At 44.2% G+C, this 11,920-nt stretch carries 10 protein-coding genes; 6 read left to right on the forward strand and 4 right to left on the reverse strand.

From position 1 onward, the window contains the following. Positions 1-22: 22 nt before the first annotated feature. From H6F41_RS01500 to dapF, 3 genes are all read right to left on the reverse strand, one after another. Positions 23-1,627 carry an Hsp70 family protein gene (locus tag H6F41_RS01500; RefSeq protein WP_190401683.1) on the reverse strand — a complete coding sequence of 535 codons (1,605 nt, stop codon included), beginning with the start codon at positions 1,625-1,627 and terminating at the stop codon, positions 23-25. Positions 1,628-1,653: 26 nt separating this feature from the next. Continuing rightward, positions 1,654-1,992, reverse strand: coding sequence for a histidine triad nucleotide-binding protein (locus H6F41_RS01505; RefSeq protein ID WP_190401684.1), 339 nt, complete (start codon positions 1,990-1,992; stop codon positions 1,654-1,656). A gap of 70 nt (positions 1,993-2,062) precedes the next feature. Beyond that, positions 2,063-2,908 carry a diaminopimelate epimerase gene (gene dapF, locus H6F41_RS01510; RefSeq protein ID WP_190401685.1) on the reverse strand — a complete coding sequence of 282 codons (846 nt, stop codon included), beginning with the start codon at positions 2,906-2,908 and terminating at the stop codon, positions 2,063-2,065. Positions 2,909-3,029: 121 nt separating this feature from the next. Here dapF and H6F41_RS01515 point away from each other — a divergent pair, with 121 nt between their 5' ends. The 6 genes from H6F41_RS01515 (at position 3,030) to H6F41_RS01540 (ending at position 11,562) form a co-directional block, all read left to right on the forward strand. Beyond that, positions 3,030-3,677 (forward strand): DUF2301 domain-containing membrane protein, encoded by a 648-nt coding sequence (locus H6F41_RS01515; protein WP_190401686.1) that lies wholly within the window; start codon positions 3,030-3,032, stop codon positions 3,675-3,677. 156 nt (positions 3,678-3,833) lie between these two features. Then, complete coding sequence (locus tag H6F41_RS01520; RefSeq protein WP_190401687.1) at positions 3,834-5,531, forward strand: CTP synthase; 1,698 nt, start codon at positions 3,834-3,836, stop codon at positions 5,529-5,531. 190 nt (positions 5,532-5,721) lie between these two features. Further along, positions 5,722-6,033: a co-chaperone GroES gene (groES, locus tag H6F41_RS01525; protein ID WP_103669214.1), complete on the forward strand. Its 312-nt coding sequence runs from the start codon at positions 5,722-5,724 to the stop codon at positions 6,031-6,033. A gap of 151 nt (positions 6,034-6,184) precedes the next feature. Next, positions 6,185-7,819, forward strand: a complete 1,635-nt coding sequence (gene groL, locus H6F41_RS01530) for a chaperonin GroEL (RefSeq protein ID WP_190401688.1) — start codon at positions 6,185-6,187, stop codon at positions 7,817-7,819. Positions 7,820-7,940: 121 nt separating this feature from the next. Next, positions 7,941-10,979 (forward strand): DNA polymerase III subunit alpha, encoded by a 3,039-nt coding sequence (dnaE, locus tag H6F41_RS01535; protein WP_190401689.1) that lies wholly within the window; start codon positions 7,941-7,943, stop codon positions 10,977-10,979. 19 nt (positions 10,980-10,998) lie between these two features. Beyond that, positions 10,999-11,562, forward strand: coding sequence for a Uma2 family endonuclease (locus H6F41_RS01540; protein ID WP_190401690.1), 564 nt, complete (start codon positions 10,999-11,001; stop codon positions 11,560-11,562). A 28-nt stretch (positions 11,563-11,590) separates the two neighbouring features. Here the strand turns inward: H6F41_RS01540 and H6F41_RS01545 are convergent. Further along, the coding region (locus tag H6F41_RS01545) for a TPR end-of-group domain-containing protein (RefSeq protein ID WP_190401691.1) at positions 11,591-11,920 on the reverse strand (330 nt) is incomplete at its 5' end.

The raw sequence follows: 11,920 nt of genomic DNA on the forward strand, positions 1-11,920 counted from the left end.
AGAAGGGGGCGGGGGATGATGGCTAATTTAATTGAGCAATTGCTTGTTTCTCAATTAACACTTTACCCGTCAGTAAATCCGTAATCGTAGCGATTAATACTCTCCTCTCATTGATCTCAAAATTGATACTGATGCGATCGCAACCCAATTGCGCCACAGGTTCAAGTCGCGCCACACAGGCTTGATCCCCGTTCTTAGACGCACTGCTAGCCAACGCCCGAAAATCTGACTGCTTCAGTAATTGGCTACTGGTCATCCGTCCTGAAGCGTCGTAGGTAACTTCGGCATGAGCAATATCTGCAACTTCACCAATATCGAGCCTAATTTCCGATTGCCCTGCGGCTGCCGCTTGCAGGATCAATGGCTCAGGACGCTCACAGGGATATTTTGTCCCTTTGGCAAACAAGGTATAAAAGGCGTATTGATGTAAATAGGGTTCCCAAAGTCGAATTGCGTAGCTATGGCGTAAATGATCTTCAACAGCAATCGTTTGACCGAGCATCAATGCGCCATGGGCAACTGCTTCAAAGGGTTTGCCAAAATTGACCTTGGTTTTACCAAAATAGGCGATCATCAACTGTTGCACCGCCACAATCTGACAACTGCCACCGACTAAAAGAACTTGCTCAATCGCCGCTTTACTAATGCCGCGATTAGTAGCAATTGCCAAGATTTCATCAATTGCATCCCGCAATTGTTCGATCATTTGATTTTGTTCGATAATTTCGGTGAGTTGTGCTTGCGTAAGGCGGAGAGAATGCGCCACTCTATGTTCATCTTGCCAAATAGCATTGGTTTCCTGTGCGAGAGATAGCTGAATTTTGACTTGTTCTGAGCTTTTTAAAAGACTTTGCCAGTCAGAATTACTAATTTGCGATCGCAATTTACCCCACTGCCGCAAAAAATATTCGGCAATCCAACGATCAATATCAATGCCGCCAATATAGGCATCAGACTTCGCGATCGCTTCTGCCTTAATTACCTGCTGCTTTTCACTAATATTGGCAACTGGCGCAGTCCTGACTAGGCTCAAGTCCAAAGTGCCACCACCAAAATCTACCACCAACACTAAGGTATTAGGCTTCGTAATCGCATAGCCCAAGGCGGCGGCGGTGGATTCATCAATAATTTGTAAATTAGGGAAATCTAAACGCTGGGCAAAACCTCGAAACCAGTGCAAATATGCCTCAAACGCCCCCACGGGAACTGTCAAAATTAATTGTGTGGGTTGAATATTTTTCAACGCCAAACGTTGCCACAGGTCATTTAAAAATATCTCCGCAATGATTTCCGCGTCATACTGCCAACCATCAATCTCACGGGCAGGGGGACGAAAACTGGCGATAATATCCCGTTTAAAACCTTGAAATAATCGCCGTGCTTGGTTTTCTCTTACTGAACTTGCTTGCGATCGCGCCTGTTCTCCCACCAAAAAACTATGTTCATCATCTCCATCCACATATACCAAACTCGGTACAAGCCAAACATCTCCTGCTTCGGTCACAAAGCTATTGGCAATATCGGGAAATTGCAAAGTTCGCGGTGTGGCAAGATGGCGATCGCAATCCATTTCTAAAATTGCGATCGCAGTATTACTAGTTCCAAAATCAATGGCAATAACTGTCATAGCAATGCTTATAGAATGCCTTCAATCTAACCGGGGGGCCAATCGAGGGAACGTCCACCCAAGACATGGATATGTAAATGGAACACACTCTGCCCCGCCGCTGCGCCACTGTTAGTCACTAAACGGAAACTCTCTAGCCCTTCCTGTGCGGCGACCTGATTAGCAACTAGCAGCAAATGTCCTAACAGAGATTGATCCTCAACAGTTGCTTCCGATAGCTTTACAATGGGCTTTTTGGGAATCACCAAAAAATGCACAGGTGCTTGCGGATTGACATCGCGAAAGGCAAGGGATAGATCATCTTCATAGATGATCGTGGCAGGAATTTCGCGCTTAATGATTTTGCTAAAAATAGTTTCGCTCATAGTTCTCTCTCAATATTTCTGGAAATCATCAAAGGTGCTTTGCACCTTTGATGATTAAAGATGATTAAAATTACAAATCACAGTTAGCCGAGCCAGTAAATACCAACTTCGCGGGGCCAGTCATCAAAATATGATCGTTCTCGGCTGACCAATTAATTTGCAGATCACCTCCCGGTAAATTCACCGTACAATTGCGATCGCAAAGATCATTAAGTACGCCCGCAACAACCGTCGCGCAAGCACCTGTACCACAGGCGAGGGTTGCCCCTGCGCCGCGTTCCCACACGCGCATTTTCACATAGCCCCGATTGACGACTTCCACAAACTCCGTATTAGTTCTTTTAGGGAATACAGGATGATGTTCAAAGAGAACGCCAATCTCTGCTAAGGGAATGCTATCAACTTGATCCACAAAGGTCATGCAGTGAGGATTACCCATGCTGACGGTGGTTACGTTCCAAGTCTTACCAGCTACTTCCAACGGTTCATTAATTACCTTGCGATCGCGCTCGCCCAAAGTAGTCGGAATTTCCGCAGCCGTCAAAAATGGCTTGCCCATATCCACTGTTACCTGTCCATCTGCATCCATTTGCGGCACGATCAATCCCGCCCCAGTCTGAATCTGGTATTTATGCTCGATGGTAGCAATTCCCAAATCCTGCATGAATTTCGCGAGACAACGAATCCCATTGCCACACATTTCTGGTTCTGAGCCATCAGAGTTAAAAATCCGCATCCGATGTTCGCCATTGTCTGCATTTAGCAAAAAGATCACTCCATCTGCCCCAATGCCAAAATTGCGATCGCACCATTTAACCGCTTGCTCTGGCGTGAGAATTGGTTCGGAGCTATGGCGATTATCAATCAGGATAAAATCGTTACCTAATCCGTGATACTTACTAAATGCGATCGACATGGGTTGTTTCAATATATTTCTGGATATTTCTGGTCATATCTTATCATCACCATTGTCATGCTCTTGGCAATATACAGGTGACGCTACAATGACCATAGAACAATAAATTGGCGGCAAAACTATGACTACATCACCTCAAATTTATCAAGGTCAGTTTGGCGAATTTACGATTGATCAGCGCGATCGCCTCAGCGTAATTATCTATCGTAGTGCCTTGGCAATGGCTGCCCTATGTTTCAGCCTTGGTGCATTCCTAGTGTTATGGCAGCCCGATAATCCTGACATCATCAATTTGCTTAGCATTCTCTATATCGCCTTCTCCGTAGCAATGGGTCTTGCTCTCTGGACAATCCACATCTACCTAGAGCTACTGCACCGAGTCTTACAAATATTTTGGGCGATCGGCACAATCGCCTCAGCAATCGTAGTTTGGTATTTTCCTGAACCGCTTGCGATCGCAGTTTATACGCATCCCCTAGCGCTGATTGGTGTCGGCTTCAGTTTTGCCGCACTGACAGGTATTTTCTTTAAGGAAACCTTTTGCTTTAATCGCTTTGAAACCAAATTTCTTGTCCCACTACTGCCCATACTGTTACTTGGTCATTTAGTTAACATTTTACCAATTGCGATCGAGCAGTTTTTATTAGGTGCTTGGGCAGTTTTGTTTATCATTTTTGCTAGTCGCAAAGCAATCCAAGCGATCCCCCCCGACATTGGCGACAAGTCAGTATTTGCATATCTGGAAGCACAAAAGCAGCAAATTTTATAAATTACAATTAATCAGGCTAAACCTCCTGCTGTCACGTTTAAAGGGGGCAACTACAGCCTAAGGCGCGACTTAAAGATATATAATCGCCTAGTTAAGCATTGGTTGTGCAAAAAAAAGCCAATGCAACCTATAACGATCGCGTTTTCCAGAAATTTTATGGCTAAGTATATCTTTGTAACTGGCGGAGTTGTCTCTAGTATTGGGAAAGGCATCGTTGCCGCCAGCTTGGGGCGGTTACTAAAATCTAGAGATTATTCAATCGCCATTCTCAAACTTGATCCTTACATCAACGTTGACCCTGGTACGATGAGTCCGTTTCAGCATGGGGAAGTCTTTGTCACCGAGGATGGTGCAGAGACCGATCTCGATTTGGGGCATTATGAGCGCTTTACCGATACTTCGATGTCAAAGCTCAGCAATGTCACCACAGGTGCAATCTATCAAGGCGTAATCAATAAAGAGCGTCGGGGCGACTATCAAGGCGGCACAGTACAGGTGATTCCGCACATCACCAATGAAATTAAAGAACGTATCCATCGTGTTGCCAACAATGGCAATCCCGATCTCGTTATCGTCGAAATTGGCGGCACAGTAGGCGATATTGAGTCCTTACCCTTTATCGAAGCAATTCGGCAGTTTCGCAAAGATGTTGGTCGCCAGAATGTCGTGTACATGCATGTGACCCTAATGCCATGGATCGCCTCGGCGGGCGAAATGAAAACCAAGCCCACACAACATTCCGTCAAAGAATTACAGTCCGTGGGGATTCAGCCTGATATCTTAGTTTGTCGCAGCGATCGCCCATTGCCTCAAAATATTAAAGACAAAATTTCTGAATTCTGTAACGTCTTACCTGAATGCGTCATGACGGGGCAAGATGTCAAGAGCATCTATGAAGTGCCACTGGCAATGGAACGGGAAGGCTTAGCCGAACAAGTCTTAAAACTCTTGGGTATGCAACAACGTCAGCCCGATCTCCGCAGTTGGCAAACCCTTGTCGAGCGCCTTTATCGATCTGAGCATCAAGTGGAAGTTGCCATCGTTGGTAAATATGTACGTTTGACCGATGCCTATCTCTCTGTAATTGAAGCCCTCAAGCATGGTGCGATCGCAGTTAATAGCAATGTCAATTTGCGCTGGGTCAACTCCGAGGATATTGAAACCTATGGCGCAGCAAAATTCCTTAGCGATGTCCATGCCATTGTTGTTCCAGGAGGTTTTGGACACCGTGGAGTCGATGGTAAAGTCGCCGCCGTCCAATATGCCCGCGATCATAAAATCCCCTTCCTAGGGCTATGTTTAGGAATGCAATGCGCCGTAATTGACTGGGCAAGAAATGTCCAACATCTCAGTGATGCCAATAGCGCCGAATTTGCCCCTGAATCCCAAAATCCCGTCATTCACCTCCTACCCGAACAACAGGATGTCGTTAACCTCGGTGGCACAATGCGATTAGGACTCTATGCCTGTCGTCTTGCCCCCAACAGCCTTGTGCATCAGCTCTACAACGAATCTGTAATCTATGAGCGCCATCGTCACCGTTACGAGTTTAACAATGCCTATCGCGCCCAATTTACCGACGCTGGCTACATCATTAGCGGCACTTCACCCGATGGACGCTTAGTTGAAGCGATTGAACTGCCCAGCCATCCTTATTTCATTGCCACCCAGTTTCACCCTGAGTTTCAGTCTCGACCTAGCCGTCCCCATCCCCTATTTCAAGGCGTGATCAAAGCTGCTCTAGATTTACAACAGCAAAGAATTGCCGATGGCTCTGAACCAGAACAGGAAATCGACAACAACAGCGCTGCCCAACAACAAGAAGAGTTCGCGACTGTAATTGCATCTGCTTAGGCATCTGCATAAGTAATCGAGTGGTAGCGCGAAGCGCTACCACTCGATTACTTATAACTTCTGACTGCTTCAGTTCGGTAAACCACACTATAGACATTGCAACCATTTCGGTTAGATTAGCACTCAGTCAACTAGAGTGCTAAACCGCTCTAGACAAAGCCAAAAATGCTAGTCAAACGAGTGAATATCAATGGCAACAACGACATTAAACGTAACTACCGTAAAGCCTTTAGCCGATCGCGTATTTATTAAAGTAAGTGCTAAAGAAGAAAAGACCGCAGGCGGAATTTTCTTGCCTGAAACCGCAAAAGAAAAGCCTCAAGTCGGCGAAATTGCCGCCGTAGGCCCTGGCAAACTCGATGACAAAGGCGAGCGCCAAGCCCTCGAAGTCAAAGTTGGAGACAAAGTTCTTTACTCCAAATATGCTGGCACTGACATCAAACTCGGCACAGATGAGTATGTATTGCTAGCCGAAAAAGATATTTTAGCGATCGTTGCATAATTTAGCGATTAGCTGTTGGCTCTTAGCTTTTAGCCAATCTGAAGATCAATTTCTCCACAAGAAAATTATCTTTGTTCAAGAAAGCTAACAGCTAATTGCTAACAGCTAATTGCCCAAGTCACCAATTCTCAATTACTAACTACTAAAAACTATGTCTAAAAGAATCATTTATAACGAAGATGCACGTCGCGCCCTTGAGCGTGGTATGGATATCTTGGCTGAAGCAGTTGCTGTAACCCTAGGACCAAAAGGTCGTAACGTAGTTCTTGAGAAGAAGTTTGGATCTCCTCAAATCGTTAATGATGGTGTCACCATCGCTAAAGAAATTGAACTAGAAGATAACGTTGAAAATACTGGTGTAGCTTTAATTCGTCAAGCTGCATCTAAGACCAATGACGCTGCTGGAGATGGAACTACCACCGCCACCGTATTGGCTCACGCCATTGTTAAAGAAGGTCTACGCAACGTTGCTGCTGGTGCTAACTCAATTGCCCTCAAGCGCGGTATTGATAAGGCAACTGCTTTCTTGGTTGGCAAGATCAAAGAACACGCTAAGCCCATCGAAGATTCTAAGGCGATCGCTCAAGTTGGAACCATTTCTGCTGGTAATGACGAAGAAGTCGGCGCAATGATCGCTCAAGCAATGGATAAAGTCGGTAAAGAAGGTGTGATTTCCCTTGAAGAAGGAAAATCCATGGTTACTGAATTGGAAGTTACCGAAGGTATGCGCTTTGAAAAGGGCTATATCTCTCCTTACTTTGTCACCGATGCAGAACGCATGGAAGCTTCCTTTGAAGAGCCAGTTATCTTGATCACCGACAAGAAGATTGCCCTCGTCCAAGAACTAGTTCCTGTACTTGAGCAAGTTGCTCGCTCTGGTCGTCCTTTGATCATTATCGCTGAAGATATTGAAAAAGAAGCTTTGGCAACTCTAGTTGTTAACCGCTTGCGTGGCGTTCTTAACGTCGCTGCGGTCAAGGCTCCTGGCTTTGGCGACCGTCGTAAGGCAATGCTTGAAGACTTGGCAATCCTCACAGGCGCTCAAGTCATTACCGAAGACGCAGGGCTACGCCTTGATGCTGTGAAGATTGATCAACTTGGTAAAGCTCGTCGCATCATCATCACCAAAGACACTACAACCATTGTTGCTGATGGCAACGAAGACGCAGTTAAGACCCGTGTTGAGCAAATCCGTCGTCAAATCGAAGAAACCGAGTCTTCCTACGACAAGGAAAAACTCCAAGAGCGTTTGGCTAAGCTCTCTGGTGGTGTAGCTGTAATCAAAGTTGGTGCAGCAACGGAAACCGAAATGAAGGATCGTAAGCTCCGTTTGGAAGATGCCATCAACGCAACTAAGGCTGCGGTTGAAGAAGGTATCGTTCCTGGTGGTGGTACAACCTTGGCTCACCTCTCTCCTGAATTGTTCACTTGGGCAAATGCAAACTTGAGTGGTGAAGAATTGACAGGCGCAATCATCGTTTCTAAGTCCTTGGCGGCTCCTGTGAAGCGAATCGCTCAAAATGCTGGCTTTAACGGTGCAGTTATTGCTGAACATGTCCGCGAGAAAGACTTTAACATCGGCTTCAATGCTTCCACTGGTGAATTTGAAGACATGTTTGCGGCGGGTATCGTTGACCCTGCTAAGGTAACTCGCTCGGCTTTGCAAAATGCCGCTTCGATCGCAGGCATGATCTTGACCACAGAATGTATTGTCGTTGACAAGCCTGAAGATAAGGGCGCTGGTGGCGGCGGTGCAATGTCTGCTGGCGGTGACTTCGACTACTAAGCTATAGTCAAGGCATAAAAAAAGAGAAGAGTGCTTGCACTCTTCTCTTTTTTTATGCCATAAAACGTTTATTAACCTCGTGTTAATCTATAGCTGTCTAGATTTGATTTTTGAGATCGTTATGACTGGATTTGTTGGGCTGCACGTTCATACTGAATATAGTTTGCTCGATGGGGCAAGCCAAATTCCTGATATGGTCAGTCGCGCTGTCGAACTGGGGATGCCTGCGATCGCCTTAACCGATCATGGGGTGATGTATGGTGCGATCGAGCTAATTAAAACCTGCAAATCAAAGGGGATCAAACCGATTATTGGTAATGAAATGTATGTCCTCAACGGCGACATTACCAAGCAAGAGAAGAAAAAAAAATATCATCAATGCGTTCTTGCTAAAGATACACAGGGCTATCGCAATCTTGTTAAACTAACCTCTATTTCCCATTTGCAAGGGTTTCAGGGCAAAGGTATTTTTGCTCGGCCCTGCATTAGCAAAGACTATTTACTCCAATACAAAGAAGGTTTGATGCTCACGTCAGGATGCTTGGCGGGAGAAGTGCCACAGGCAATCTTAAAAGGCGATCCTGATTTAGCAAGGGAAGTTGTCGCTTGGTACAAAGAGCATTTTGGGGATGATTATTATCTAGAGATTCAAGATCATGGCTATCCTGAGGATCGCATTGTGAATGTGGAGATCTGCAAGATTGCTAGAGAATTTGATATTAAGGTAATCGCGACTAATGACTCCCACTTTACATCTTGTTTGGATGTGGAAGCCCATGACGCATTGCTTTGTATCCAAACAGGCAAGCTAATTTCCGACGAGAAACGACTGCGTTATAGCGGTATGGAATATCTGAAATCCTATGATGAGATGAAGCAGCTATTTCGGGATCATTTGGAAGATGATGTGATCGAAGAAGCGCTGGCTAATACGCTCCATGCTGCCGCAAAAGTTAAAGCTTATGACCTCATGCGCGATCCTCGCGCTGCCGACTATCCAATACCTGAAGGTCATACTGCTGATACGTATTTTGAAGAGGTAACATGGCAGGGTTTACTGCAACGATTTAATGTCACTACCCATGCTGAGATTCCTGATAACTATCAAGAAAGACTACGTTTTGAGCTGGGAATTATCATGCAGATGGGCTTTTCCACCTATTTCTTGGTGGTATGGGACTATATCAAATACGCCAGAGATAAGCATATTCCTGTTGGTCCGGGACGAGGGAGTGCCGCAGGTTCACTAGTTGCCTATTCCCTTGGGATTACCAATATTGACCCGATTCACCATGGACTTCTCTTTGAGCGTTTTCTCAATCCTGAACGGAAGTCTATGCCTGATATTGATACAGACTTTTGTATTGATCACCGCAGTGAGTTAATTGACTATGTAACTCAGCGCTATGGGCAAGAACGAGTTGCCCAAATTGTTACCTTTAACCGCTTGACATCCAAGGCAGTTCTTAAAGATGTGGGAAGGGTGCTGGATGTTGCCTATAGTGAAGCCGATAAGATGGCGAAGATGATTCCTGTGTCGCGAGGTAAGCCTGCTAAGTTAAAGACAATGATTTCAGAGGAGTCGCCTGCTCCAGAATTTCGCGATCGCTATAAGCAGGATGAAAAAGTCTTTGAATGGCTCGACATGGCGATGCGGATTGAAGGGGTGAACAAAAGTTCGGGTGTTCATGCGGCGGGGGTGGTGATTTCGCCATTTCCCCTTGATGAGGTTGTGCCATTGCAACGCAGCAATGAAGGGCAGGTGGTGACACAATACACGATGGAAGATTTAGAATCTCTGGGTCTATTAAAAATGGACTTTTTGGGATTACGGAACTTGACTACAATTGAGCATACTAGTAAGTTAATTCGTGAAAATCAAGAGCCAAATTTTCATATTGATGCGATCGCTCCTGATATGGCTACGGATGCAAATCAAAAGACCTATAAGCTTTTGGAAAAAGGCGATTTAGAAGGAATCTTCCAATTAGAGTCTTCAGGTATGAAGCAGATTGTAAAAGATCTTAAGCCTTCCAATATTGAAGATATTTCTTCCATTTTAGCGCTCTACCGTCCCGGGCCTTTGGATGCGGGACTAATTCCCAAATTCATTAATCGTAAGCATGGTCGAGAAGCGATTGAGTATCAGCATCACACATTAGAGCCAATTCTAAATAATACCTACGGAGTTTTGTGCCTTGCAAAAGGAACTTTAATTGCTAAGCCTAATGGCACAAGTACCGCCATTGAGAATATTCGTAAAGAGGATGTAATTCTCTCTTCAGATGGTAAGCGTATATGGTCAGCAAAAGTTGCTAAACAATGGCAAAGTGGAATTAAATCAATTGTTAAAATCACTCTATCAACAGATACAGAAATTTACTGTACCCCAGAGCATCGCTTTCTGACACCACAGGGTGATCAGTTTGCCTATGAGTTAAAGCCTTTAATTGAGACAGAAAATACTATCACTTATGGATCAATACTTTTCCAGTTAGATGTTAATTCTCTAAATGAAGTAATTCCCGTGTTTGTAGTATCCGTTGAAGATTGGGGAGTCTCTGAATGCTTTGATATCGAAATGCAAGATCAAAGTTCTCCCTATTTTCTTGCTAATGGAGTCGTTACCCATAACTGCTATCAAGAGCAGATCATGAAAATGGCTCAGGATTTGGCAGGATATTCCCTTGGGGCGGCGGACTTATTGCGGCGGGCGATGGGAAAAAAGAAGCCTGAAGAGATGGAAAAGCAACGTTCTATTTTTCTTGATGGCTGTGCCAAAAATGGAATTAGATCAGAGATTTCTAATGATCTCTTCGATCAAATGGTGATTTTTGCGGAGTATTGTCTTAGTTACGATACTTTAGTGCGAACTGTGGAATATGGGGTGATGCCGATCGGTAAAATTGTCGAGCATCAAATTGAATGTCAGGTTTATAGCGTCGATGAGAATGGTTTTGTCTATACTCAACCAGTCGCCCAATGGCACGATCGCGGCAATCAAGAAGTCTTTGAGTATGAGTTAGAAAATGGCGATCGCATTAAAGCTACTAAGGATCATAAGTTCATGACTACTGACGGTGAGATGCTGGCGATCGATGAGATTTTTGAGAAAGGTTTAGATTTGCTTTGTTACAATAACGATCAAGATTCAATATAGTCAGAGAGGTTACAAACTGATGACTGTTGCCACTACTAGAAAAATCACCTTTGAAGAATACCTGACCTATAATGACGGCACTGATAAGCGTTATGACTTTAATGATGGAGAACTAATTGAAGTGACTCCAGCAACAGTATTTCACAACGATGTCATGATGTTCTTGGCATTTTTTTTACAATCAGCAGTACAGCAATATCAATTACCTTACTGTGTACGTGTTAATAGCACTGAAATATTTAATGGTAAACGCACGCGCCGACCTGATGTATTGGTGATGACTCTAGAGCAGAAGCGAGGGTTAGGTAATCAGCCTGATATGTTGTATGAGCCTTGCCTATTAGCAATTGAGATTGTTAGTCCAACTTGCCGTACTGTGGATACTGTAGAAAAGCGCGAAGAATATGCTCAATTTGGTATTCCTGAATATTGGATTGTTGATTTTCTCTTAGGTTCTTTTTCGGTGCTTAGTTTAGTAAATGGAACTTATGTTGAGAAGGTTTATCGAGAGAATGACCAAGTTGTTTCTAATGTTTTTCCTAAGCTAAGTTTGTCCATGAATCAGGTCATGGCGAGTATTTAAAATTGGAGATCGCTAAATCTTTTTAGAATTACGTAATCGCATAAATAATCAAATGCTCTCTAATGCCATCAAATTCAGGATCTTCCTTAGCTCGATTTTTTGTTTCTTCAGGTTGTTGATTGATTGCTAGGGCAAGATATTTGAGAGACTCGTCAATCTTGTGCTGTAAGGCATAGCAGCAAGACATGCCATATAACGCATCAACATCATCAGGATTTTGTTGTAATACTTGTTCGCATTGACCAATTGCTTCCTCATACAGCAAATTGAGACCAAACGCACCACAGCAATTTAGAATAAAAGGAAAAAATGGCAGCCCCCTATTCGCTAGATTTACGAGAACGGATACTAAGTGCAT

This window comes from Pseudanabaena mucicola FACHB-723 (assembly GCF_014696385.1).
GTDB lineage: Bacteria > Cyanobacteriota > Cyanobacteriia > Pseudanabaenales > Pseudanabaenaceae > Pseudanabaena.

Coding starts and splice junctions, on each gene's coding strand:
- H6F41_RS01500 (WP_190401683.1), bottom strand. CDS start 1,627: ATGACAGTTATTGCCATTGATTTTGGAACTAGTAATACTGCGATCGCA.
- H6F41_RS01505 (WP_190401684.1), bottom strand. CDS start 1,992: ATGAGCGAAACTATTTTTAGCAAAATCATTAAGCGCGAAATTCCTGCC.
- dapF (WP_190401685.1), bottom strand. CDS start 2,908: ATGTCGATCGCATTTAGTAAGTATCACGGATTAGGTAACGATTTTATC.
- H6F41_RS01515 (WP_190401686.1), top strand. CDS start 3,030: ATGACTACATCACCTCAAATTTATCAAGGTCAGTTTGGCGAATTTACG.
- H6F41_RS01520 (WP_190401687.1), top strand. CDS start 3,834: ATGGCTAAGTATATCTTTGTAACTGGCGGAGTTGTCTCTAGTATTGGG.
- groES (WP_103669214.1), top strand. CDS start 5,722: ATGGCAACAACGACATTAAACGTAACTACCGTAAAGCCTTTAGCCGAT.
- groL (WP_190401688.1), top strand. CDS start 6,185: ATGTCTAAAAGAATCATTTATAACGAAGATGCACGTCGCGCCCTTGAG.
- dnaE (WP_190401689.1), top strand. CDS start 7,941: ATGACTGGATTTGTTGGGCTGCACGTTCATACTGAATATAGTTTGCTC.
- H6F41_RS01540 (WP_190401690.1), top strand. CDS start 10,999: ATGACTGTTGCCACTACTAGAAAAATCACCTTTGAAGAATACCTGACC.